Annotated in this window: 26 protein-coding genes and 1 pseudogene; 18 read left to right on the top strand and 9 right to left on the bottom strand. The window is 46.9% G+C overall.

The window, feature by feature from the left end; genetic code table 11:
- Positions 1-39 precede the first annotated feature (39 nt).
- On the bottom strand, positions 40-1545 hold the full coding sequence (locus VB712_RS19210) for a tetratricopeptide repeat protein (RefSeq protein ID WP_323257734.1): 1506 nt from the start codon (positions 1543-1545) through the stop codon (positions 40-42).
- Complete coding sequence (locus tag VB712_RS19205; RefSeq protein ID WP_323257732.1) at positions 1542-2972, bottom strand: NB-ARC domain-containing protein; 1431 nt, start codon at positions 2970-2972, stop codon at positions 1542-1544. The genes VB712_RS19210 and VB712_RS19205 overlap by 4 nt, the downstream gene beginning before the upstream one ends.
- A gap of 402 nt (positions 2973-3374) precedes the next feature.
- Here VB712_RS19205 and VB712_RS19200 point away from each other — a divergent pair, with 402 nt between their 5' ends.
- The 5 genes from VB712_RS19200 to VB712_RS19180 all read left to right on the top strand — a co-directional run bounded on the left by VB712_RS19200 (position 3375) and on the right by VB712_RS19180 (position 6099).
- A complete protein-coding gene (locus VB712_RS19200; RefSeq protein WP_323257730.1) occupies positions 3375-3554 on the top strand; it encodes a hypothetical protein in 180 nt (59 codons plus the stop codon).
- A gap of 43 nt (positions 3555-3597) precedes the next feature.
- Entirely contained in the window at positions 3598-3831 is a 234-nt protein-coding gene (locus VB712_RS19195; RefSeq protein ID WP_323257728.1) for a hypothetical protein, read from the top strand.
- A gap of 477 nt (positions 3832-4308) precedes the next feature.
- A complete protein-coding gene (locus tag VB712_RS19190; RefSeq protein ID WP_323257726.1) occupies positions 4309-4656 on the top strand; it encodes a hypothetical protein in 348 nt (115 codons plus the stop codon).
- A gap of 386 nt (positions 4657-5042) precedes the next feature.
- Positions 5043-5342, top strand: a complete 300-nt coding sequence (locus VB712_RS19185; protein WP_323257724.1) for a hypothetical protein — start codon at positions 5043-5045, stop codon at positions 5340-5342.
- Positions 5343-5484: 142 nt separating this feature from the next.
- Positions 5485-6099 (top strand): GUN4 domain-containing protein, encoded by a 615-nt coding sequence (locus tag VB712_RS19180; protein ID WP_323257722.1) that lies wholly within the window; start codon positions 5485-5487, stop codon positions 6097-6099.
- 105 nt (positions 6100-6204) lie between these two features.
- Here VB712_RS19180 and VB712_RS19175 read toward each other — a convergent pair whose 3' ends face one another.
- From VB712_RS19175 to VB712_RS19165, 3 genes are all read right to left on the bottom strand, one after another.
- Positions 6205-6543: a hypothetical protein gene (locus VB712_RS19175; RefSeq protein WP_323257720.1), complete on the bottom strand. Its 339-nt coding sequence runs from the start codon at positions 6541-6543 to the stop codon at positions 6205-6207.
- 383 nt (positions 6544-6926) lie between these two features.
- Positions 6927-7187, bottom strand: coding sequence for a hypothetical protein (locus VB712_RS19170; RefSeq protein ID WP_323257718.1), 261 nt, complete (start codon positions 7185-7187; stop codon positions 6927-6929).
- A gap of 119 nt (positions 7188-7306) precedes the next feature.
- Positions 7307-7438, bottom strand: a complete 132-nt coding sequence (locus tag VB712_RS19165) for a hypothetical protein (protein WP_323257717.1) — start codon at positions 7436-7438, stop codon at positions 7307-7309.
- A gap of 96 nt (positions 7439-7534) precedes the next feature.
- On the opposite strand from VB712_RS19165, the gene VB712_RS19160 reads away from it, so the two are divergent.
- Together VB712_RS19160 and VB712_RS19155 are read left to right on the top strand one after the other, a co-directional pair.
- The gene (locus VB712_RS19160; RefSeq protein ID WP_323257715.1) at positions 7535-7786 is read left to right on the top strand and encodes a type II toxin-antitoxin system ParD family antitoxin; all 252 of its coding nucleotides are present in this window, start codon (positions 7535-7537) and stop codon (positions 7784-7786) included.
- Positions 7779-8105, top strand: a complete 327-nt coding sequence (locus VB712_RS19155) for a type II toxin-antitoxin system RelE/ParE family toxin (protein WP_323257713.1) — start codon at positions 7779-7781, stop codon at positions 8103-8105. Before VB712_RS19160 ends, VB712_RS19155 begins: the two co-directional genes overlap by 8 nt.
- Before the next feature lie 29 nt (positions 8106-8134).
- Here the strand turns inward: VB712_RS19155 and VB712_RS19150 are convergent, their stop codons facing one another.
- A complete protein-coding gene (locus VB712_RS19150; protein WP_323257711.1) occupies positions 8135-8287 on the bottom strand; it encodes a hypothetical protein in 153 nt (50 codons plus the stop codon).
- A 253-nt stretch (positions 8288-8540) separates the two neighbouring features.
- Between VB712_RS19150 and VB712_RS19145 the strand changes: the two genes are divergently transcribed.
- Positions 8541-8888: a pentapeptide repeat-containing protein gene (locus VB712_RS19145; RefSeq protein ID WP_323257709.1), complete on the top strand. Its 348-nt coding sequence runs from the start codon at positions 8541-8543 to the stop codon at positions 8886-8888.
- Positions 8889-8937: 49 nt separating this feature from the next.
- On the opposite strand, the gene VB712_RS19140 is transcribed toward VB712_RS19145, so the two are convergent.
- Together VB712_RS19140 and sir are read right to left on the bottom strand one after the other, a co-directional pair.
- Entirely contained in the window at positions 8938-10476 is a 1539-nt protein-coding gene (locus VB712_RS19140) for a helicase C-terminal domain-containing protein (RefSeq protein ID WP_323257706.1), read from the bottom strand.
- Between the two features lie 112 nt (positions 10477-10588).
- Positions 10589-12478, bottom strand: a complete 1890-nt coding sequence (sir, locus tag VB712_RS19135) for a sulfite reductase, ferredoxin dependent (protein WP_323257705.1) — start codon at positions 12476-12478, stop codon at positions 10589-10591.
- A gap of 290 nt (positions 12479-12768) precedes the next feature.
- Between sir and VB712_RS19130 the strand changes: the two genes are divergently transcribed.
- The 6 genes from VB712_RS19130 to VB712_RS19105 all read left to right on the top strand — a co-directional run bounded on the left by VB712_RS19130 (position 12769) and on the right by VB712_RS19105 (position 17044).
- Complete coding sequence (locus VB712_RS19130; protein WP_323257702.1) at positions 12769-13104, top strand: DUF6883 domain-containing protein; 336 nt, start codon at positions 12769-12771, stop codon at positions 13102-13104.
- A 2-nt stretch (positions 13105-13106) separates the two neighbouring features.
- Positions 13107-13370, top strand: coding sequence for a DUF4926 domain-containing protein (locus tag VB712_RS19125; protein WP_323257698.1), 264 nt, complete (start codon positions 13107-13109; stop codon positions 13368-13370).
- A gap of 22 nt (positions 13371-13392) precedes the next feature.
- Positions 13393-13977 carry a Uma2 family endonuclease gene (locus VB712_RS19120; RefSeq protein WP_323257696.1) on the top strand — a complete coding sequence of 195 codons (585 nt, stop codon included), beginning with the start codon at positions 13393-13395 and terminating at the stop codon, positions 13975-13977.
- A gap of 51 nt (positions 13978-14028) precedes the next feature.
- The gene (locus VB712_RS19115; RefSeq protein ID WP_323257694.1) at positions 14029-14181 is read left to right on the top strand and encodes a hypothetical protein; all 153 of its coding nucleotides are present in this window, start codon (positions 14029-14031) and stop codon (positions 14179-14181) included.
- 125 nt (positions 14182-14306) lie between these two features.
- Positions 14307-15731 carry an MBOAT family O-acyltransferase gene (locus tag VB712_RS19110; protein WP_323257692.1) on the top strand — a complete coding sequence of 475 codons (1425 nt, stop codon included), beginning with the start codon at positions 14307-14309 and terminating at the stop codon, positions 15729-15731.
- A 191-nt stretch (positions 15732-15922) separates the two neighbouring features.
- Positions 15923-17044, top strand: coding sequence for a hypothetical protein (locus tag VB712_RS19105; protein WP_323257690.1), 1122 nt, complete (start codon positions 15923-15925; stop codon positions 17042-17044).
- A 217-nt stretch (positions 17045-17261) separates the two neighbouring features.
- On the opposite strand, the gene VB712_RS19100 is transcribed toward VB712_RS19105, so the two are convergent.
- The gene (locus VB712_RS19100) at positions 17262-18524 is read right to left on the bottom strand and encodes a dihydrolipoamide acetyltransferase family protein (protein ID WP_323257688.1); all 1263 of its coding nucleotides are present in this window, start codon (positions 18522-18524) and stop codon (positions 17262-17264) included.
- Positions 18525-18601: 77 nt separating this feature from the next.
- Here VB712_RS19100 and VB712_RS19095 point away from each other — a divergent pair, with 77 nt between their 5' ends.
- The 4 genes and pseudogenes from VB712_RS19095 to VB712_RS20585 form a co-directional block, all read left to right on the top strand.
- Entirely contained in the window at positions 18602-19615 is a 1014-nt protein-coding gene (locus tag VB712_RS19095; protein ID WP_323257686.1) for a glycosyltransferase family 4 protein, read from the top strand.
- Between the two features lie 7 nt (positions 19616-19622).
- The gene (locus VB712_RS19090) at positions 19623-21047 is read left to right on the top strand and encodes a hypothetical protein (protein WP_323257684.1); all 1425 of its coding nucleotides are present in this window, start codon (positions 19623-19625) and stop codon (positions 21045-21047) included.
- A complete protein-coding gene (locus VB712_RS19085; protein ID WP_323257682.1) occupies positions 21022-22242 on the top strand; it encodes a glycosyltransferase family 4 protein in 1221 nt (406 codons plus the stop codon). The genes VB712_RS19090 and VB712_RS19085 overlap by 26 nt, the downstream gene beginning before the upstream one ends.
- A gap of 311 nt (positions 22243-22553) precedes the next feature.
- Positions 22554-22775: pseudogene (locus VB712_RS20585) on the top strand (hypothetical protein); the annotation flags it as partial.

Below are 22775 nucleotides of genomic sequence, written 5' to 3'. Positions count from 1 at the left end.
AAATGGCGATGGGTAAATGGAGGGTGATTCCCTTCATCCTCACCAGGGCAACTTATCGGCAATCAACCCCAACACTGTTTTAATAATCAGTTGCACATTCGTAGTTTGCCAAGCCTGTGCTCCCCAAAGTCCTTGTAAAATGAGGCGAACACTCCGCAGATAATGGCCTTGATGCCAAGCTACACTCGCTAAACCTGTCATCGCATAACAGCAAAGAATAGGGCTATTGATCTCCTCTGCCAAAGCTAATGCTGCTTGACCACGTTCCTGTGCGATAGGAATTTTACCTAGCATACTGTAGCAATGGGCCAACACTGATAACGTCGTAGCGGTCATAAAAAAATTGTTGCCTTTTTTCCCAACCTCGTAAGCTTGCTCCAAATATTGAACAGCAGCTTGAGGATTTTTAAGTTTCAAGCAATACACAGTACCAAGATTATGTAAAATTTGATGCTCCGTAGGACAATCATATTTTTGCAATGTATTTCTATGTGAAATTTGATGCTTGATTCGTTGCCAAATTGTCAGGCATTGATGAAAAAAATAAATAAATTTTTCGTGATCATTAATAAGAACAAAAGATCGGCCAATTAATTCATAACCTAAAACTTGTTCCTGTAAACTTAAATCTTGTAGATCTTTAAGAAATTCAGCTTCATGATTTACCAGAAAATTCTTAATTTTTCGATATTCCCTGGAAAAAAGCCAAGTAGATAATAATTCTTTAGTTGCCATAAACTTAATTTTTTTATCTCCCATTTTTTTGGCTAGATCGAAAGCTAACTGAGAGTAATATAGGGAGAGCTTTACATTAGTCCACCAACAACCATGGACATGAGATAGTTCCAAAATTGCACTCAATTTTTGAGTCGAAATCAGATGGAGTTCAGCACAAGTAAGTTGCTTAGAATGGCAGCGAATGGCTTTGTTTTTATCATAGTAATGATAATTCAAGCCCAATCCTTTCCAAGCCAAACATTCATATTCATGGTTTTGAGTTTTACGAGCAATTCTTAATTGAGCTTTATGGCATTTGAACGATTTTTGACGCTGACCTAAAAAATAGAAAGCAGAACCCAAACCGTAGAGACAGATACAATCAACCGATGAATCAAGCTTATTTAATAATTTTTCATAAATTTCGATCTGTTGGATATAATAACCCCAACTTCCTAACTTTTCATGGATTGAGTCCCCGTCAATGGTTATACACACCACTTGATAAGCCTCCTTCCAAAGAGACAACTCACACAAATGATAAAACGCCTCTAAATAACCCTCTACCTCCTTTAGGTCTGAAGTATTTTCCCTGGGTTCATAAATGTTCAACCAATAAAAAACATAATCAAGATGGGCTTGTTCCCACGCATTTAATGTTCTCAATTGGGTTGATGGCTGCGTTATTGCCTCACTCTTAACATCTGCATAATCAGCAATAAACTCTGTGTTAAAAATAACCAATTGGCCCGAAATATCATAACGAATATGGGGCAAATCCATTTCAGAAAGTTCGGCAATATTCAGAACTGTTTGCATTGTATTCATGGGCGAATTACCGGATATTGCACAACTTCTTCAATTTTGGGCAACGCATCAAGAGCGATTCTTCGGATCAGGTTATGTAATTGATACTTCACCCGATCATCTTTCTGTACCGCACTGATTAAAAATCGCCGCTGTAACAATTCAAACGCTGCTTCTTGAGCCTCTACCGGAAAAGCTCGAATCTGAAAAAGCCACGCTTTCCGCTCCGTCGGAATCCGCGCCACGGCATTTTTACAGAGTAATAAACCCGCAATGGAATTCGCTTCATACAACCGCTGAAACGTTTTTTCGACTCGTTGCTTGACTAAATCCTTGAGACGACTACTATAGCGGTCTAAGCGGGGCTGATCCGTTCGCGCCTCCAGTTGAGGATCAGCCTTCATGGCCTCCACCGCTTCAATTTCCTGACCATATTCCCCCCAATAGGCCAGAATTGACCCCTCAAAGGGTGCATCACTCATTTCCCCCGCAATCACCTGAAGTGCTAAAGGATGCCCCTCATAGACCGTAATAATGCGCTGAAGACAATCCTTTTCGGTGGGGGTTTTGGCGTGAATGTGCCATTGCTGGAAAAGGGCGATCGCCTCCGGGCCCGTCAAACCCGTTAATAATTCCTGATGAATACGCTCCTCATAGCGACCTTCTGCCAACACCGGAAGCTGATCCTGAGAGGTCAAAATCACGCGGCTGGGCATCGATTCCGCTTGCAAAATTTGGCTCAAAAACTGCTCAAAAATTAGCTCCTTAAAGCGATGTTGCCCCTCCTCATCGGCAGTTAAACAGGTTTCGAGCATATCGAAAACCAATAAATAGGGCCGCGATTGTAAGACGGTGATCAGGGTGTGGGTAATGGCCTCCTGTTCCGCTGGGGAATTTGCCTCATACTTGTGCTGTCCCAACAGCGCCCCAATCACCATCTCAAAACGCGGCGATTCAGTGTTAAAGCTAATCGTAATCTGGATAGGAAAGGCGGCGGTGAGGTGGGGATTGGTGAGGAGTTGTTGGGCGAGGGAGGTTTTGCCAATGCCGGTAATGCCCACAATCGAAAGGATACGGGTGTTCTGGGTTAAGGATGCCGCGAGGTTCTCAATGATGGCGGTGCGCCCCACCCAACGGGTGGCGGTACAGTCGAGGGAAGTGATTAAAGGGCCGGCTGTGGGGTCGGGTTGAGGGATGATCGCCGGGAATGGAAAGGTTTGGGTTTCGAGGCTCTGCACCGCTTCCCAGTTCACCCCGGCAACGCGGCAAATTTCCTGAAAGGTGTGGCGATCGATGGCTTCCCCTCGCCAAAACCGTTTCAAGGTAGCCTGTGAGGTCTGGGCTGCTTCCCACCAGCGGGCGGTTTGGGTTTTCGTCCAACCCTTATGCCGGATCGCCTCATAAACCAGCTTTCGTCCATCCTGTGATGCTCTCAGTGTTTCGGCCATGGTGTTTTCTCCTCGTTTAACGCTCCGGTGGGCTAGCCACCCCAGCGTTATGTAGGGCCTCTGAGTCAATTTTATGCAAAGTGAGCCAAACTGAGCCAAGAAAAAAATGAGCCAATGTGAGCCATCACAGACAGCGATCGCCTTGATACTGGATATAGTCCTTCAGATTAACCCCCCTAATGCTCTTGTCGGTGAGCCTCACTTAAACTCCGTCTAAAGTGGGCTTTTTATGGTTAAGTCTGTATTTTTAGTGTCTACCTAAAGCGGGTGTAGCGTCTTACACCTGATTTTTAGGAATGAGATCCCTGTACTAAATCTAAAACTTCAAGTTTAGACATCTTTGCTCCAAGAATGTCTTTGGGCATACATCTCAACTAAAAACTAACACAAGGAAGAAGTACAATGGCACGCAAGCAAATGGGAACGGTCAAAACACCAACTGGTTCTGAATACTACTATTTTTGGGATACCCAAAGTGGTGATGTGTACGTTGGTAGTGAACACGCAGGTAAAGCCAAATCAGAAAATGAGGCATGGCAAAAAGCAAACTATTATGCAACAACCTGTCAAAAGATGAAGTAGTCCGTCGTTTTTGAGCATTAATATTTTACTAATGAGAATTTCCATGTCTGACAAAGATTTCAAGGATAAACCAAAAAAAGAAAATCGTGAATCCGCTCAAAAGAAGGTAGAAAATGTTGTTTCTGCCTTGAACTTGACAAAGGATGAAAGAAGACAATTACATGATGGAATTACTGGGCAAGATTATCTTGATTATCAGGAGATACTGAAAATTGCAAAAAATATGTTTGATCCAGTTAACATTCAATCGAAACAAAAAGAACAGAGTCGATGGTAATCATAAAAAATATCTTTCTTGCCAATAGTCCGGACATTTTTTTGAAGAGTTTACAGGAATTATAAGCATAATGTTTTCTTAATAAGATCCTCCTGTTGAGAGAAAATCTTTTTTGAACAAAGTTAATTAAGTGGCAAACAATTCAATTTTTAAGAGGGCAACAAAAATGGGCAAACGAAATGAAGTTGGTGGTCCAGTATGTGATCATTGTGGAAGTACCAGAATGACTTTTTTACGAGAACGTGTACTAAATCAATACACGACTCGAGTTATCTATAAATGCTTGATGTGTGGTGAAGAGACACCAATTGATACAGATTCACCTCCCTAGTTACTCTACATGAAAGAAATCAAGCTTTTATGGAACCACTGGAAAGCAGATGTGCTAAACATTAGCAACATATTCTTTTGCCATAATTTTTTGTGGCGATTGAAATTTGAGAATACAAAAATATTGAATCGGAGAAACTAATCAATATGAAGTTAGTCCTAACAAAAAATCAAACTAAGGGCATGATGGGCAATGTTAGTTTTGAAGTAAAGGCATCGGTAAAATTAAGTGCAGAGGAATCATCTCTCATTGATCATTACAAGTTGCGCGACACCATTCTATTCTCGAAAAAAATGGTTTTTTTGGGTCAAATAATGGATCAAGAAGTTCAGGTACGAGTTCGAGATCTTCTATCTGGTGAAGCTTACAAATGCAAAGATTTAAGTGAAGTTATTGGTTATTCAGATAGTATCAAAAGTGCCTGTGAAACTCTCAAAGCTTACCTATTAGTAGCACGAAATTTTGGTGGAGAAGAAATTATCGAAATCCAATAAAAACAGGAAATACAGCCTTTACCTAAATGTTGATACAAAATCTGGTCTTGTATTTGGTTTTCTTGTTGCACTAAGAAATGAGTCTAATCCTGATGATAATCATGTTCATTATTGGTATGAAAGAAATACAGGTCATTCAGGTTATCAGATGAAAAGTGGAAACACAAAATTTCAATCAAGCTTTTCAGATCATGTTATCAGTGATATCGCGGAAAAACTGCCTTCGTTATTAATGAAATAGGTAAATGGTAGTCCTGATAATGGTAATGTTACGTCTCGTTGAAATTCTTGCTGTATAAGTTTTTCAATTCACGATTATTACCCATTTTAGGCACTACCACTTACCACCGCTTGAAACATTTTCTAAATGGATTAAATTGTTTACAATGGAAGAAACAACATTTCGCTCTAAGTACATGATCAGTTGGTTGGTGATGTCCACAGTTCTTGGTATTATTGGCATTTTTTATGAACCTAACATAGCAGTACTTTTTTTAGCTTTAATTGCAGGCTTTAGTTTTGGATTTTTAGGAATGCTAATAGATGCTGCGGCTAACTATAGCTGGAAGTTTAACGAAATAAAGCAGCCTATTTGGGTTTGGCATATTTATCCCATCTATTCCATCACTGTAATTACCATAGGCATGATTTGGGGCATTATCTCTAACTCATTTCGTTCACGATAGGATATTGTCCACTACCGTATAATTTTCCGCAGAGATGAGGTAAGTATCAACGAATTTAACCCCATGAATAAGAGTCTTAAGACTCTTACTTCTATGCCTCATCTCACTGAAGTTCACTATATTTAAGCCTGGAGATATTCTCGTGTTAGTAACTATCATAATCATTATTTTATTTTTATATTTTCTCAGTGTACTTCTAAATAATGGTGACAATAAAAAAACAATCTCAACCCCAAGCCCTACACCATCATATGCAAGATTAGAACAGTTTCTAGCAACTGAAGATTATAGATCTGCGGATCTAGAAACTCTTGATCTTATGATGTATTCAGTGGGACTAGATTTAGATGCTATTACTAAAGATGGAATTTTAAATAAAAAATTCCCAAAAGATCCTCCAAGAATTCCTTGTAATTGCTTATGTGAAATTGATCGTTTATGGTTAACATATAGTCAAGGGAAATTTGGTTTTTCTATCCAAGCTGTCATTTATGAAGAGTGCCAAGATGTTGATACATTTAGCCGTCGAGTAGGATGGTATTCCGAAGACAAACAAAGAAGCTTAGAATACAATGAACTTTATTTTGCTAAGAACGCACCTGAAGGGCATTTACCTGGAACGAAAACAGACTTGTTTCTAGGTTCTGTGAACTACCAAATTCCGTGTCGACCATTTCGTAAGAACGTGTATGATTGTAATCTTCCAACTGAGTACTGGCGTAATTGGGGATTCAAAAATGGACGGCGTGGAATTTAGAAAGAAGAGAGGAAGGTAGAGTAATGGTGGGTAATGTCGACCATTACTCTAAATCTAGAGTAATGGTCGAGGGGCAATCGCCGCTTCTTGGGTTCAAGATAAAGACTAATCCAAGTATTCAATTAGCGGCTTTTTCTCACTACGTTGGTGCAGCAAGCCTGCTGACTTCAACCGCTTAATTTCGAGTGCTTCTTCATACTTTGGATTAGGTGAATCCCAGCACATAAACAAAAGATCTGCACCAGAATTAACGACAGACCGCAAATTCTTATTGCTGCTACTTCTCAAGTGAGCTTGCAGGCGTGTTTTCACGCAACTGTCGGATTTACCTATGTACATCGTTTCAAAACCCGGAGTATGAATGAAGTAGAGACCCTTCATGTTGTTATCAACTTGTCCAACACTGCTTTGATTGAATGGCCCAGCGAATTCTTTATTCCACATACCTAACCTTCGACTAATACAGATAAATTTCACGAAATTCCTGCTTTGACATAACTACTGATTACGCAGCAATTAGCAGCCTAAAATACCTAGGAATAGGAATCTAAATTTTCCATGAAATTAAGGACTCCTAAAAATATAAAACATTAATGTCGATGTGTCAACAATTGAGATTTACCATATACAAGACTTCGTGATTCAAAATTCTAGCAGAATTGCGATTACTCCTTATTAATCAACCCTTACAGCACTTTCCGCTTCTGTGCCATACACCTGTGACGTATGTCCTGCAATGGTTTGGGTTACTCATGCTGTACGCCATAGATGTGGAAAGTGCTGTATTCCTCAAAAAGATTGATGAGTAAAACTCCACAACTTTATTGTTATTCATCGTTGAACGGATTACCCCGATTGAGGCGACTTGGAATGTCCAAACTGTAATTCTCCTCTCTACAAATTCGTTGTAATTCAGACAAAGCTAGAGTCAAGTTGTTTGAATCAGAGTCAGGCGATCGCTGAGGTAAACGGGTGAGTTGATGGAAGGATGGAAAAAAACTCCAGAGGATTTGCTTCAGTAAGGTGAGGCGATCGCGCCACGGTAAACTCGCAATTTGGCGGGCAATTTGGCTGGCTAGAGTGAACATTTGTAAAACAGAAAACCGAATGAAATTTCATCTTAGCAAAGTTGAGTCAGGGTTGACTCATGTATGATCCCCCCCTTCCAACTTGGATGAAATATCGGGGGCGATCGCCCCTCTCTTTTCTAAAATGCGTTCAGGAAGTGCTGGGAAGCGATCGCCCCTTCCCGTTTCGAGTTCATGTGGAGGGCGATCGCACTTCCCCCCCTAGATGTGATCGCCCCTTCCCAGTTCAAGGTCATGGGGGAGGCGCTCATATCTCTGGGACTTTCAGGATAGGTACAAACATGGCAAAAAATAACAAATCTTGCCATAATAGACAAAACCTTGAGCCTAACCCGACGATGAAAACCATGAACGTCTCCCTGCCCGATGCCATGCGGGACTATATCGAAGAACAAGTGAAAACCAGGGGGTATGGCAGTGTTAGCGAATATATGCGCGACTTGATTCGCCAAGACCAGCAACGAAAAGCCCAAGAACGGGTTGAAACCCTTTTATTGGCAGGACTGGATTCAGGAACAGCAACGCCCATGAGTGATCTGGACTGGACAGAAATTCGCCAAGCAGTTCAAGCGCATCTCAAAAATAAACAAGATGCCTGAACTGCTAAAATGTCCGCAAGTTATTCGTGATCTGATTGAGATTGCTACCTATATCGCTGGCAACAATTTGGAAAGTGGAGAGCAATTTCTCTATGCAGCAGAGGAAACATTTAAGCAACTAGGGCAGATGCCCAAAATGGGAAAATCTTGCCAGTTTTCTCATCCGAGGCTGCAAAATATTCGTCAAATTGCTGTGAAAGGCTTTAGACAATATTTAATTTTTTATCAGATCACCTTGGCAGGAGTCGAAATTGTCCGAGTCATTCATGGATCGCGCGATCTAGAAGCAATTTTAGAAGATGCTCAAAGTAGAGAATGAAATATCGGAGGCGATCGCCCCCGCGCAATTTACAAAAAATCGATGTAGTTAATCCGGGCGAGGGGTTCGAGGGCGTTGAGAATTTTGCGGCCATAGCTGCGATGGTTGACGCGGTTATCCAGGAGAGCCACCACCCCCTGCACCTCCCGCACCGGCATCACCGCCCGCTGTAATTCCCCCATCCTTATGCCCAACTACAGACTAAAATCCCCTCCGTCTCCCTTGTCAATCCCTCAACAGGCACCGGCTAGTAACCCGTAGTCACCCCTTGCCACAGCCTCCGTAGTTACCCTCTTAGACCCACTACAAAAGCGTTTACTGAAATGTGAAGTTTTATGTCTGGACTCAACACCTTTAGGCAAAATGATTGTAAACTATTCTTGATTATTCATACAACTTTTACCCATAATATTGAGGGGCATTCCTAAATATACAATGTATGGCTCAGTTTTTATCCAGTGTAAGTTCAAAAACACTAATTTGAGTGGGTCATTTCTGGCGGGGGCTGATTTTAGAAGTGTAAGTGCAGAAAATGTTAACTTTAGCGGCGCTGATGTAAGATCTGCCAATTTTTCTGGCCTGATGATGCCACTGGGGCCAGTTTCATTTGACTCAAAAAGAATCAACTTTAGCAATGCCAAAATGGAAAAAGCTCTGCTTCAAAGGGCTTGTTTAGAAGGGGCTAACTTTCAAGGGGCTACCTTGCAAGGTGCTTATGCTAATTCACTAACTCGTTGGCCAGCAGGCTTTGATCCAAAGGCAGCAGGGATTACAGTCTATTAGACTGGCGTAGTTTTGTTTGCATTTGTAGGGGTTGCTGAAGTCTCATTATTCACAAAAAATCGATGTAATTGATCCGGGCGAGGGGTTCGAGGGCGTTGAGGATTTTCCGGCCGTAGCTGCGATGGTTGACGCGGTTATCCAGGAGAGCCACCACCCCCTGCACCTCCCGCACCGGCATCACCGCCCGCTGTAATTCCCCCATCGCCACCGGCAAAAGGTAATGGTGGAACCAATCTTGATGTTGTTGTTTGTAATGGTTGACCCGACCGGCAACGAGGGGATCTTCCATGGAAGGGAGGGGCAAGGTGGCGATCGCCAACAATTGCGGCGGCAAACCGTCCCCTTGATGCTGTCGCCAAAATTCCCAACCACAGACTAAAATCCCCTCCGGCTCCCTGTCCAATCGCTCGACGCGCACCAGCCGGCCAAACTCCGCCGCTAGGGTAGTGGCTACCTGCGCCCGCAACGGCACATCCTCAACAATGATCACCGCCGGCCGCTTCAGGGGGGCAATCCAGGCCGGCGGTTGCCGATAGCCTTGGCGTTGCCCCAACCGTCCCCCCCGACAGAGCCGCACCAATTGCTCTAATAAATGGGGCTGGAAATCGCGGGTATTGGGGAGAGGGATGCGATCGGGGACGTAAAGCTGAATGTAGTCGTTTTGCCGTTGGGGGGAAAATTTAACCGGGGTAAGTTCCCCTAGGCCCAGTTGTTGGCGAAAGCGATCGCCCCCATCGGTTTCCAACCCTAAAAATCCGCCGATCAACACAATGGGCTGCTTTGCCCACACTGATCGCAAAGCCTCACTCACCTCCATCGGGGCCGTATGGAGCATCACCCCTTGGTTTTCAGGATCGCGGCTTGACCAATGGAGTTGCCCGGTTTGGGGCCAACGGTGTTGAAACTCCCCCCAGGGGCCGGGGAGGGGAGGGGAGGGTAAAAGGTTGTAAAGTTGCCCCAATAATTCCCGTTCGTGGCTGTTGAGGGGATGGCTGTGGTAGGGGTTGAGGGGGCGGCGACGGATGGAGGCGGTGAGATGTTGGTAGAGGGAATGGAGAGCTTCCCCTTGGGCGGGGATGTGGGTGAGGAGTTGATCCCAATCGGAGGGCGTGAGCGTGAGCGTGAGTTGATCGCGGGTGAGTTTGGCCCAATCATCGGCGGGGTCGATGAGCGTGGGGATATGGGGGGGGAATCCCTTGCCTGGGGTCGTGAACTGATCGCTTAACCACATTTGAGGGGTGGTGAGAAGGAGGCCGCGAAAATGGGGGGGGAGGCGATCGCCCTGCTTCACTTCCTTCCTAATCCCTAACCCCTGGAGCAGGCGGGGAATTTCCACGTCTAACAAATGCTCCTGATGGGGCATCGGCGTGACAATCACCACCGCTTCGGGCCAAAGGAGGCAGGCGGCAAGATAGCTGAGGCAATAGGTGGCGGGACGGGTGGCGGTTTGGATCAGGGCGGAACGACCCAAACGCAAAGCCCGCGTCACCAACCGAGCGAGGGTGAGGTGATGTTGCCAGGGGGTTGGGCCAGTCTGCAAACGCAGAAATGCCAACAACGATTGATGTACCTCAGCCTCTGTAACCATGCAATGCCTATGAAAACCCCGCAACGGTTCTATCTTAACCGTTGCGGGGCTTCGGGGGTTACTGAGGGGTTGCCCTCACCGCATAATCGTAGGGGCGAAAAATTTTTCGCCTCTACTGAATATAAGCCGTTAAAGCATCTGCCACCAGTTGCGTCATTGAGACTCCCCGCTCTGCCGCTGCTGCTTTGAGCGTGGCGTAGGTATCGTCATGGAGGCCGACACGGTAGCGGATGCGCCGACTTTTTGCCGGGGGTTCATAGCCTTCAGCAAAGGCCCGCAACTCCTCAAACCCGATGCGGTGGCAGAATTCCCCGAAACTTTCCCCGGTTTGACGGCGATCGCGGAAACAAACGAACAAAGGTTCTAAAAATGTTTCTAAATCCTGCTCTAACACCTTCTGGGCATAGGGTTCCGCCAAACAGGTTTGATTGGGACTACCCCCTAACCAAACCTGATAGGCTCCCGGCGCACTCCCCACAAAGCCCAATTCCGCCATGTAGGGCCGGGCGCAACCATTGGGGCAGCCGGTCATGCGAATCACAAAGGTTTCATCCCCTAAACCCAACCGTTGCAGCAAGACCTGAATCCGATCCACCATACTTGGTAACACCCGCTCCGATTCCGACACGGCTAAACCACAAAGGGGCAGGGCAGGGCAGGCCATGGCAGTACGGTGGAGGGGGGCAATATCCGCCGGATTGCTAACAATGCCGTGCTGTTGCCAGATGGCATTGATGCGATCGCGCCAAGCCGGTTCGATTTCGTAAAAAATAATATTGTGGTTGGCCGTTAAGCGCATGGGGATATTAAATTCCTCCACCACGGTACGCAGTGCCGTTTTGAGGCGAAAATCTCCGGCATCTTTAACGCGGCCATTTTCCACCGATAGCCCAAAAAACAGTTTGCCATCTCCCTGTTGATGCCAGCCCAGGTAATCGAAATATTGCCAAGGGGGGAGAGGCTGAGAAGGAGCAATGGGTTTGCCGAAATACTGCTCCACTTGAGCCTTAAACTTGGCCACCCCCCAATCATTAATCAGGTATTTCATCCGGGCATGGCGGCGATTGGTGCGATCGCCATAGTCCCGCTGAGTGGCCACCACCGCCTTCACCAAATCATAAACATCCGCCTTAGCTACATAGCCAATTTCATCCGCCAACCGGGCAAAGGTCTCTTCTTTATTGTGGGTGCGCCCCATACCACCACCCGCAAAGACGTTAAAGCCCTGCAATTCCCCCTGAGCATCGGTGATCACCACCAAACCCAGATCATGGGTGTAGATATCAATGGAGTTATCCCCCGGCACCGTAACCACACATTTAAATTTGCGGGGCATATATTGCGTGCCATAGATCGGCTCTTCGGGGTCTTTTAAGTTGGTGTTATGGGTATTTTTAGCCCGGGCCGCCTTCACTTCCGGCGCTTCTTCACCACTGATCACCTTCTCCCCATCCAGCCAAATTTCGTAATAGGCCCCCGTTTGGGGGGTGAGCAGATCGGCAATTTTATTGGCATAGTCCCAAGCGTGGGCATATTCGGGGCGGTCTTTGTAGGGGGCAGGGGGAGCCATAACGTTACGGTTCAAATCGCCGCAAGCCCCCAGGGTAGACCCCATATTTTGGACAATTTCCTGAATGACGGTTTTGAGGTTCCGTTTTAATACGCCATGGATTTGGAAACCTTGGCGGGTGGTGGTGCGCAGCGTTTGGTTGCCGTATTGTTCCGAGAGGCGATCGAGGGTGAGATAGAGTTCTGGGGGAATGAAACCGCCGGGACTACGGGTGCGGAGCATCATCTGATAGTCCTTTTCCTGGCCCTTGACGCGGTTATCGCGGTTATCCTGTTGGTAGGAGCCATGGAATTTGAGGATTTGGATGGCGTTCTCGCTGAAGTGGGTCGTGTCCTGTTGGAGTTCGGTGGCGAGGGGTTCCCGCAGGTGGTTGCTGGCGGTTTTGAGGCCTTCGACTTTGGCGAGTTTGGGGGGGATAGGGGTTTGAACCATAGGATTTATCATAGGGATAGAAACGACGGGAGGGCGAAAAATTTTTTGCCCCTACAGATTTTGCCTGAGCGATCGCCCTGGGGGGACAATCCACAATGTTAATTTTTATTTCCGGTAAGTCGGTCGGGATTGTGGTCTTTCATTATACCAAGCGAGGGGGCGATCGCACTCTCTGATCGGGGCCGGTTCCCTCGGTCGGGGGTTAAAATGGGGGAAATCCACAGGAGACGCGCCGATGAGTAAAACCCAGATCACTCAATTTTTACCGTTTGACTGAGAGCGATCACTTGATGAAACTTCCAAATCGTGATCAAGCCATCATCAATTCAAACAAGCTGGTTGAGTATGTCTTAAACGTTGATCATGATCGGGGTGGAACAAAGGCAAAAAAGCTATTAAGCTATGGCTACCATCCGAAACAATGGCAGCGTTTAGAATGGGATATTCGACGTTATCACCTTGAATTAGATGTGTTACAAATCAAAGAAACTGACTACGGAATACGCTATGAAATTCAGGGTGCTTTAATGACCCCAATAGATCAACCTTTATTAATCAAAACGATCTGGCAAATTGATATTGGCACAACCATTCCTCGTTTCATTACACTATTTCCAACAAGATAGCTATGGATCAATTAACAGTGTTTTCCCTCTATACCAATGTGATTTTATTGCAGGATCTTCCTGAAGAAGAAGTTTATGCCGGTGATATTGGTTCTGTGGTTGAACATCATTTTGCTCCCAATCAAGAGCCAGGGTGCAGTGTAGAATTTTTTGATATGTTGGGAAATACTGTTGCCGTTGTCACCAAGCCCCTAAGATTTTTTCGTTCACCCACAAAGCGAGATCGTCCCGCTGTTCGTCTAGCTGCTGAAAGTTTAAAATCATGAAAACAATGAGGATGGTTAAACCATGGTTTTGATTGCGGCTGAAACCTTAACCCTAGGGGAATTTCTTGCACAACCTGAAACCCAACCTCCCCGCGAATACATCCAGGGTCGTATCCAGACTAAACCCATGCCCCAAGGCCAACACAGTCGCCTCCAACAAAAATTGATTCATGCCATTAACCATGTTGCAGAATCTCAAGAAATGGCGATCGCCTTACCAGAATTGCGCTGTACCTTTGGGGGACAATCGATCATTCCTGATATTGCCGTCTTTCGCTGGGAACACCTGCCCATTAACCCCGATGGAACCCTTGCTAATTTTTTCCCTATCCCCCCCGATTGGATGATTGAAATTCTTAGCCCCCAGCAGCCCGCCACCCGTGTTACCGGCAAAATTTTAGAAGCCTTACATCATGGAACCGATTTGGGTTGGCTCATTGATCCAGCAGAGCAATTGGTTTTAACCTATCCCGCCAATAGCACACCAACCTTATTGCCCGGCCATTCATCCCAACCTTTACCCGTCCCTCCATGGCTCCCCGGCCTGGAACTAACCCCCATCCAAATCTTTAGCTGGCTCCAGATTAAAAGACCATCTCCTCATTGATAGAGACCTACAACCATTTCTGCTCATCACTGAAGAAAAGCACCACCCCCTATGCTCATGTTGGCTCAGAGGAGCGATCGCCCTGGAGAATCCACAATCTTAATTTTTATTTCCGGTAAGTCAGTCGGGATTGTGGTCTTTTATTATACCAAGGGGGAGCGATCGCCGCAGCCGGTCATAGCCGATTTATCGGGTCATGGCTAAAATAGCGGTAACTTAGCCAGGGAACGCGCCAACGGGTCAAATTTGGAGTTAATATCAATCCATCCGGATTCTGTACTACTGATGGGAAAGAAGCCTGGAGATCAAACCACACATCACAGCCGACAATGAATTTTGCATCCATTGAGTTTTTTCAATTTCTATTCATCGTCTATGGACTCTATCTGATCCTTCCCCATCGTTGGCAAAATTGGTTATTACTAGGGGCCAGTTATTACTTTTATGGCTCATGGGATTGGCGATTTTTAAGTTTAATTTTGCTTTCCACCACTGTCGATTTTTGGGTGAGTAAATTTATCCATGCCACAGAAGATCAAAGGCGCAAAAAGCAACTGTTGAGTATTTCCTTGATTGTCAACTTGGGACTATTGGGATTTTTTAAATATTTTGGTTTCTTCACCGAGTCTTTCGCAACTTTTGCAGCATCATTAGGACTGCAAACAGATTGGCGAATGCTCAACATTATTCTCCCCGTCGGTATCTCTTTCTATACATTCCAAACCCTGAGCTACACCATTGATGTTTATCGAGGAAAACTCCAACCAGCCCCTAGATTTTGGGATTTTGCGCTCTTTTTATCATTCTTCCCCCAACTGGTTGCTGGCCCCATTGAGCGAGCCAGTCATTTTTTACCCCAAGTGATATCTAAAAGAACGATCACCTTCGATCAAATTACCAGGGGTTGCTTCCTGATTTTATTTGGACTGTTTAAAAAGGTGGCGATCGCCGATGGTGTTGCCGGTTCCGTCAATGCCATTTACAACAGTACAGGCGTAGTGGGAACCCTTGATATTATCCTTGCTACTTACCTATTTGCCATTCAGATCTACTGCGATTTTTCCGGCTATTCAGATATTGCGCGAGGAGTCTGTAAACTGATGGGGTTTGACTTAATGGTTAACTTTGAAACCCCCTACTTTGCCGTCAATCCCAGCGACTTTTGGCGACGATGGCATATTTCCCTATCTACCTGGCTGCGAGACTATCTCTATATTCCCCTAGGGGGCAATCGCCATGGAACCCGCCAAACCTATCGTAATTTAATGCTGACGATGACATTAGGAGGCCTATGGCATGGAGCGGCTTGGAACTTCATTTACTGGGGTATTTATCAAGGCGGCATTCTTTGTTTACACCGTCTCATTGCCGGAGCAAAACCGACGATTCGCCCTGTTGTCACCCTTCAAGATCGACTACGGCGTTCACTAATTATCATCATATTTTTCCAAATTGTTTGCTACGGATGGCTCTTATTCCGGGCATCCTCCTGGCAACAAATTTATCATTTCACCGATCTCTTATTTTTCCATCCCCTCTGGATGTCCCCCATTATCCCTGACCCCCCCCTATCAGCCCTTATCGGTATGATTCTCTTGGTAATCGTAGACCTCGCCCATTATGTATCTGGGAAAGCAACATTCTACCGTCGTTGGTCTGTCCCCATCAAATCTGCTCTGTATGCCGGTTTATTGATCGTGATCTTGATGGGCTTAAGTAACACAGGTGCAACATTCATTTATTTCCAGTTTTAAAAAAAGATGCTATTTTTACCAAAAATCGTATCTTCAAAACTCTAGGGGCGAAAATTTTTCGCCCCTACGCAGATTCGGTATCCAATTGAGCCAATTTCACCCTATTTTTTGAAGAACCCAAAAACCTCTCTCATTAGATCATGAATCATTCCATCGAAGAAAATCATCCTCTTGAAAATCCCCAAACGCCCATGCAGCGATTTCAAAAATTAACGATGGTTGGTAAAGTTGGAGCCTGGATGGGGTTTTGGTTGATCCTCATTGACCTAGGCATTAACCTCCTTTTTCCTTTTCCCAATAATATCAACCAAACCCCCAGTAGTCTTCAACGTTACTTTGATTATGGTCGATCCATTGAAGGCAAATTAAACCGGATGGTTAAAACGGAAGCGAATAAAAGTGATTCACTGCTGGTGGCGGGCTGGATTGATCCACAGTCTTGGCGGGATCAGCCCGAAGCGATCAAAGGCGATGATGATTTATTGGTGGCGGTGTATGGGATGTCTTTTGCTAATCAAGCCGGTGAAGCTTTAGCCGCCGATGATGGCAAAATTACATTGCGACAAATTGCCGGCCCATCGGCTCCCCCGAACCATTCTTTTGCGGCTTATCAGGCGGATCAAGGGGGTAGAAATGCTGATGTGGTGATGTTGGGGATTTTGGCTTCTAGTGTCAAACGAATGCGCAGTTTATCGGGGATGAACTGGACTTATGAAAATCCTTCACCTTATACTTATCCTTATTATCAGGTTGATCAAGCGGGTGAATTAGTCGCAGTGGAGCCTGCGATCGCCACCGCAGAGGAATTCATGACATCTTTTCAGCGTCAAGATCAACGCTGGCAACAGCTTAAAGCCCAGATGGAGCAGTATGATTATCCCTTTGATCGCTTTGTTTTTGAAGAAAATTTAATGGATCACTCGGCGTTAATTCGGTTAATCCGTCGTGGATGGGCGAATCGAATGCGCAATCAAGGTGAAATGGGGTTATATGATTCTCGGCGAGGGTTTAATCCTGATGCCCCGGAAATACAAGCCCTCCAAGTGATGCTCACAGCATTTGTCACCACTGCCAAAACTGCTGACCAAGTTCCCATCGTTTTACTGATTAATGATCAAGGCTATGATGCTCATCTTTACGAAGTGTTAGCAAAGCATCTAGAAGATTTAGATGTGGGGCTGGTGAGTACCCATACTATTGTTCCATCCAATGACCCCAGAAATTTTATTTCTGATGGCCATTTTACCCCTGAAGCCAATCAAAAAATTGGCGCAGCCTTGCAAAAGTTGATCCGCTCGAAAGTTGGATCATAGTGATATTTGAAGGTGTGAGGGGCGAAAGATGTTTCGGGCGCATCTCAGTTAGGCGAGTGTGCCATCATCCCCCAACCCCTTCTCCCAAGCAGGGAGAAGGGGGGTTTCCCAAGTGAGATGCTCCCGCCAGATAGTCCCTCTCCCCTTGGTGGGAGAGGGATTTAGGGTGAGGGGGCAAAAGTGGGATGCTCCCGATGTTTCGCCCCGACATTGAGGATTAAAGGGTTAAGGATTGGGGATTGGTTTCAATCAGTTTTGCCAAATCCTTCAGGAATGAAGCAGCATCCGCACCGTAGATAATGCGGTGATCACAGGTTAAATTGACCTGCATTTGTCGCTTCACACCAAATTGACCATCATCCCCCGCCACTAACTGCGGTTTCGATGCTCCCACCGCCATGATCGCCCCTTGACCCGGTGGCAAAATGGCATCAAAGCGATCCACGCCAAACATTCCTAAATTGGAAATGGTGAATGTGCCGCTGTTGTATTCATCGGGTTGTAATTGTTTGGCTCGCGCCCGTGCAACTAAATCCTGCCAATTGCGGGAGAGGCTGTATAAATCCAATTGATCGGCATTTTTCAATACCGGCGTAATTAAGCCGCCATCGGGCATGGCCACCGCAATGGAAACATTGATGCCGCTGGCGTAGTGGATGCCGTCGTTGACATAGCTGGCGTTGACAATGGGGTGCTTTTGCAGTGTCATTGCTACGGCTTTAGCTAATAACGCTGTCATCGTCACACCCTTGGGTTTGACCTGTTTGTAGAGGGCATCAAGGCCATCGGTGGTGATCGTATAGCCCACCCGGAAATCGGGAACTTGGAGGCTAGCCATCATATTCTTGACCACTGCTTTTTGCAGTGTGTTCATCGGCTTCACTTCCCCAGGGGTGGCGGGGGCGGGGATGGGTTGGGGAACGGGGGCCGGGGTTGCTACAGGCGTGGGGGTTGCCGTGACCACCGCAGCCGAGGGGGTTTGACCTGCTGCGCTTTCCACATCAGCGGCGACGATGCGACCATAGGGGCCTGTACCGTTGACTGTGGCCAGATCCACTTTGAACTGTTTTGCTAATTTTTTGGCACGGGGAGAGGCGACGATCCGGCCATTGGGCGCGGGGGCTGTGGGGGCAGGGGCCGTTGTGGGCGTTGGGGCAGCGACAGCAACGGGGGCAACGGCGGGGGCTGGTGTGGCGCTGGCTTGCCCTTGGGCCTGCTGTTTAGCCTGTTCGATTTCGGCTTCGGTTTCTGCCAAGAGGGCGATCGCACTCCCCACCGGGGCCTCTTGACCCGCTGCGGTGATAATCGTCGCCAAAAAGCCAGAATAGAAGGATTCCACATCCATATCAGCCTTATCAGACTCCACCACCACAATGGTTTCACCCTTTTCCACCCGATCGCCGGGCTGTTTGAGCCAGGAGACAATTTTGCCCTCTGTCATGGTGGAACTGAGGGCGGGCATAAAAATATCACGGATCATCGCGTTTTGTTCTCTGCAACGTTAGATAATAAGCGGTTAAGCTTTAGCATTTTACCCCGTTTATTCGCCCCTTCCCCTTGCGTATCCTCATCTATTCCCCCCAATTTAGCCCCCAACTGGGGGGCGTGGAAGTCGTCACTGAGCAGTTGGCGCGGGCTTGGGTGACTTTGGGGGCGGCGGTGGTGGTGGTGTGTCATACGCCTGATCCCCAAGGTCAACAGTACCCTTTTAAACTATGGCGCAATCCTCACCCCTGGCGATGGTTGCGAGCGGTGCAAGGGTGCGATCTGGTGGTTTATAGTTGCATTAGTTTAAAGGGCCTGTGGCCTTTGGTGTTGACGGGCAAGCCTTGGGCCGCCATTCACCACACCTGGTATCGTCGCCCTGATGGTTCCGTGGGTTGGGCGGAACGGCTCAAACTGTGGGTGATGGGGGGAGCGCGGTTGAATATTGCCGTGAGTGGGGCGATCGCCGCTCATCTCCCGGTTCCCGCCCTGGTGATTGAAAACCCCTATGCCGATGACTTATTTAATGAATATTCAACCCCAGAGGAGCGATCGCACCGTTTAATTTTTGTCGGTCGCCTCGTTTCCGATAAGGGGGTAGATCTGTTAATCACAGCCTTGGCTCACTTAAAACAACGGGGATTACAACCCGATCTAACAATCATTGGCACTGGCCCAGAATTGCCCCAACTGGAAGCCCAAGTCGTTGCCAACGAATTACAATCACAGGTGCGATTTTGGGGCGAATTGCCCCCCATGGCTGTCGCCGAACAATTGAACCATCATCAAATTCTGGTGATTCCTTCCCGCTGGCAAGAACCCTTCGGCATCGTCGCCTTGGAGGGGATGGCCTGCGGTTGCGTCGTCATTGGTTCCGAGGGAGGCGGGTTAAAAGATGCCATCGGCCCAGGGGGGATGACGTTTCCCAATGGAGATGTTAAGGCATTGAGTGAGGCGATCGCCACCCTCCTCACCGAACCCCAAACTTGGGAACAATACCGCCAAGCCGCCCAAGCCCATTTAGAACGCCATCAAAGGGAGGCGATCGCCCGTCAATACCTCCAAGCCTTTCAAGCTCACTGTTAAAATCCCCATGCTCACCATCGCCCTCGGCTTAACCTTCCTCTTTTTTGTTGTCTACTGGTCATTTCGGGACTGGCGGCGAGCAGTAAAAGCTGTTTTTTTAATCTTAGTCATTGATGGCGCATTCCGGAAATGGTTTTTACCCCAAGCCAGTGAATTTATCTACTTCTTTAAAGATTTCGTCCTCTTTGGGGCCTATCTCCGTTATTACCTTTATCCCCGGCCCGATGAGCCTCGTTATCCCATCCCCAACAGCTTCGTTAATATTTTAATTGTCCTGGCCTCCGCCTGGTGTGTCTTCCAAGCCTCCAATCCGCACCTCGGTTCTTTTTTGGTGGGAATTTTAGGGTTAAAATCCTACCTTTTTTACATTCCCTTAATTTGGATGATGCCCTATTTATTTCGCTCCGAGGAAGAATTGTATATTTTTCTACGCAATCACCTATTTTTGCTCATTCCCGTCGGCATTTTAGGAATTGTGCAATTTTTCAGCCCCATTAATAGCCCGATTAATCAATATATTCCCGGTCGCAATGAACCCATTGCCACCTTTGGTTTCGCTGGCTCCCAAAATGTCCGAATTACCGGCACATTTTCCTATCTTAACAGTTATCAAGGCTATCTATCCGCTTGTTTCGGCCTCTTAATCCCAATCATTGGCTATCCCAAAACCAAACAGTGGCAATGGATTGTCTATGCTATGGTCTTTTTCATTGCCCTCAATGCCTTTATGACCGGCTCCCGCACGCCAATTTTTGCCAGTATCGTTTTTCTGATCGGTTACTTTGGCATTCGCATCATTAAAAATCCGGAACAGTTAATTTTAATTATTTCGCGCTTGACCACTTTTTTGCTATTTACAATTCCGATTTTTTGGATTGCCTTTCGGAAAGTGGTTGAATCCTTTTGGTTGCGGGTTTCTAGCAATGAAGATGTGGGTTCACGGGTTGCTTTAGGGTTTGTTGGCCCCTTTGATTTAGTAGGAGCAACGGGGCTAGATGGGTTTGGGGTGGGGGCAACTCATGCGGGGACACTTTCCTTTCAATTAGCTCTCGGCTTACCTATTTCCCCCCCTTTGCCGGTGGAAGTAGAAGCAGAAATGGGGCGGGTGGCTTTGGAATTGGGGCCGATTGGGATGATGCTTTGGTATGGAATGCGAGTGTGGATTATTGTGGTACTATTTCAGATTTTCATGCAGTTAAAACGACCCTTTTTGCGAGATTTAGCCCTAGCTGGGGCGTTAATTCACAGTGTTTTATTTATTAACCAAATGGTTTTCCATAATACCTTTGGTTTATATTACTGGTTCTATACTGGTTTTATTTTCCTGTTGCCTTGGTTAGAGCGGGTGGAAAATTGGCGATCGCAACAACAATATTATGCACAATGGTACGCAGAACAGGCTTTTGATGGGTCTGATCCATCCCACGGGTAATCCCTTCGCCCACCATGCCGCCCAAGCCTTAGCAGAATTGGGCGTGTTGGCTGAGATTATCACGGGTATTGCCTATAATCCCAACGATCCCCTCCCCCAAAGGATTCAAAGCCTTTCCCCCGCACTAGGTCGGGAACTCGCCCGTCGCACCTGGATTCCTCCCCAAGGGATCAAAATTCACCACTATCCCCTACGGGAAATCCTGCGCATTCTCTTACTAAAAGCACGAATCCCCCAACGGTTAGGCTATAGCCCCCAAGGGTTAACGGATTGGGTGTATCGCAGTTTGGATTGCACCGTAGCCCGTCGGCATTTGCACCATTGGGGAGGGGTTTATGCCTATGAGGATGGGGCGGCGATGGTGTTTGAGCGGGCAAAACGGCAGGGGAAACTTTGTATTTATGACCTGCCCATTGTTTACTACCGCCAAAGCCAGCAGATTCAACAACGGGAGAGCGATCGCTTTCCCGCCTTAGCCCCGGCTTTACTCTCCTTACGAGAACCGCCAGCCAAGTTAGCCCGTAAAGATCGGGAATTGCAATTAGCGGATCGGATTATTGTCCCCTCAACAGTGGTTAAAACTTCCCTTGCCCCTACCGGCATTCCCCCGGAGCGGATTACGGTGATTCCCTTTGGTGCGCCCTCGGAGCGGTTTACCCCTGGCATTCCTGAAAGGGCAACTTTTCGCGTTTTATTTGTGGGGCGGGTGGGGCCGCGTAAGGGGGTGCATTATTTATTAGAGGCGTGGCGATCGCTCTCCCTCTCCGATGCGGAACTACACCTGATCGGCGTGAATGAATTTCCCCCTGGTTGGCTCCCCCCCAACAACCCCCAAATTCACTACCACGGCTCCATCCCCCACGCCCAACTTCTGCCCCATTACCAGCGGGCGAGTTTGTTTGTGTTTCCTTCTTTAATTGAGGGGTTGGCTCTGGTGCAGTTGGAGGCGATGGCCTGCGGCCTACCCCTGCTCACCACGGCTAACGCGGGGGCTACGGATATCATCACCAATGGGGTAGAAGGGTGGATTATGCCGGCGGGGGATGTGGGGGCATTGGGGGTAAAATTGCGCTGGGCGGCAGACCATCGGGAGGAATTGGAGCGAATGGGACGAGCGGCCCGCCAACGGGCAGAGGTGTTAACGTGGCAACGGTATCGGGAAGGCCTTAAGGCGGTGTTGAGGCCCTATATTTGAAATTTATTCGTGATAGATGGGTATGGGAGCGCAAATTTTAAACCTTAACCAAGAAGCCGGGTTAGGAAAGAAACCGGGTTTTTCGGAGCATATTATGAAAAAATGAAGAGCTTTAATCAACCCGGTTTCTACGTTTATCGTTTGCCCTTGCCAACCAGCTTGGCGTAGGTTCTTGATTCAAGGGGGTTACGAAGATAGTGCGGGAGTCTGAAAGCCCCGTCAATTTATTGCGGGGATGAAAGACGACACGAGCGACTTTAGTCGCCGTTTTGGGCCAGTCGTGTTATGCTGATCATATTGTATTTCAAACGTCTAGGAACTATAACAAGGCTAAAAACCGACACGCCTGGAAGCATTTAAGGGTAAGCAGGCAGCGTAATGAGTAGGCGGATTGCCTACTGCGTCATCCAATCTAACGATTTGGTCGCCTGCGAAGACTTGAATGTGGAGGGGTTGGTCTGTGATCGGCATCTGGCCAAGTCAGTAGTGATGCGGGTTTGTATCCTGCGCCTTGGACTAACTACCGTGGGGCA

Origin of the sequence: Spirulina sp. CCNP1310 (genome assembly GCF_034932185.1) — a bacterium.
Classification (GTDB): domain Bacteria; phylum Cyanobacteriota; class Cyanobacteriia; order Cyanobacteriales; family Spirulinaceae; genus Spirulina.
The sequence above is the reverse complement of the archived record's forward strand: the minus strand, read 5'-3'. Positions and strand labels throughout refer to the sequence as shown.

Coding starts and splice junctions, on each gene's coding strand:
- VB712_RS19160 (WP_323257715.1), top strand. CDS start 7,535: ATGAACGTCTCCCTGCCCGATGCCATGCGGGACTATATCGAAGAACAA.
- VB712_RS19185 (WP_323257724.1), top strand. CDS start 5,043: ATGGAAGAAACAACATTTCGCTCTAAGTACATGATCAGTTGGTTGGTG.
- VB712_RS19200 (WP_323257730.1), top strand. CDS start 3,375: ATGGCACGCAAGCAAATGGGAACGGTCAAAACACCAACTGGTTCTGAA.
- VB712_RS19170 (WP_323257718.1), bottom strand. CDS start 7,187: ATGTTCACTCTAGCCAGCCAAATTGCCCGCCAAATTGCGAGTTTACCG.
- VB712_RS19155 (WP_323257713.1), top strand. CDS start 7,779: ATGCCTGAACTGCTAAAATGTCCGCAAGTTATTCGTGATCTGATTGAG.
- VB712_RS19165 (WP_323257717.1), bottom strand. CDS start 7,438: ATGAGCGCCTCCCCCATGACCTTGAACTGGGAAGGGGCGATCACATCT.
- VB712_RS19085 (WP_323257682.1), top strand. CDS start 21,022: ATGGGTCTGATCCATCCCACGGGTAATCCCTTCGCCCACCATGCCGCC.
- VB712_RS19190 (WP_323257726.1), top strand. CDS start 4,309: ATGAAGTTAGTCCTAACAAAAAATCAAACTAAGGGCATGATGGGCAAT.
- VB712_RS19210 (WP_323257734.1), bottom strand. CDS start 1,545: ATGAATACAATGCAAACAGTTCTGAATATTGCCGAACTTTCTGAAATG.
- VB712_RS19130 (WP_323257702.1), top strand. CDS start 12,769: ATGAAACTTCCAAATCGTGATCAAGCCATCATCAATTCAAACAAGCTG.
- VB712_RS19195 (WP_323257728.1), top strand. CDS start 3,598: ATGTCTGACAAAGATTTCAAGGATAAACCAAAAAAAGAAAATCGTGAA.
- VB712_RS19100 (WP_323257688.1), bottom strand. CDS start 18,524: ATGATCCGTGATATTTTTATGCCCGCCCTCAGTTCCACCATGACAGAG.
- VB712_RS19140 (WP_323257706.1), bottom strand. CDS start 10,476: ATGGTTACAGAGGCTGAGGTACATCAATCGTTGTTGGCATTTCTGCGT.
- VB712_RS19120 (WP_323257696.1), top strand. CDS start 13,393: ATGGTTTTGATTGCGGCTGAAACCTTAACCCTAGGGGAATTTCTTGCA.
- VB712_RS19105 (WP_323257690.1), top strand. CDS start 15,923: ATGCAGCGATTTCAAAAATTAACGATGGTTGGTAAAGTTGGAGCCTGG.
- VB712_RS19090 (WP_323257684.1), top strand. CDS start 19,623: ATGCTCACCATCGCCCTCGGCTTAACCTTCCTCTTTTTTGTTGTCTAC.
- VB712_RS19205 (WP_323257732.1), bottom strand. CDS start 2,972: ATGGCCGAAACACTGAGAGCATCACAGGATGGACGAAAGCTGGTTTAT.
- VB712_RS19115 (WP_323257694.1), top strand. CDS start 14,029: ATGCTCATGTTGGCTCAGAGGAGCGATCGCCCTGGAGAATCCACAATC.
- VB712_RS19150 (WP_323257711.1), bottom strand. CDS start 8,287: ATGGGGGAATTACAGCGGGCGGTGATGCCGGTGCGGGAGGTGCAGGGG.
- sir (WP_323257705.1), bottom strand. CDS start 12,478: ATGGTTCAAACCCCTATCCCCCCCAAACTCGCCAAAGTCGAAGGCCTC.
- VB712_RS19145 (WP_323257709.1), top strand. CDS start 8,541: ATGTATGGCTCAGTTTTTATCCAGTGTAAGTTCAAAAACACTAATTTG.
- VB712_RS19110 (WP_323257692.1), top strand. CDS start 14,307: ATGAATTTTGCATCCATTGAGTTTTTTCAATTTCTATTCATCGTCTAT.
- VB712_RS19175 (WP_323257720.1), bottom strand. CDS start 6,543: ATGTGGAATAAAGAATTCGCTGGGCCATTCAATCAAAGCAGTGTTGGA.
- VB712_RS19125 (WP_323257698.1), top strand. CDS start 13,107: ATGGATCAATTAACAGTGTTTTCCCTCTATACCAATGTGATTTTATTG.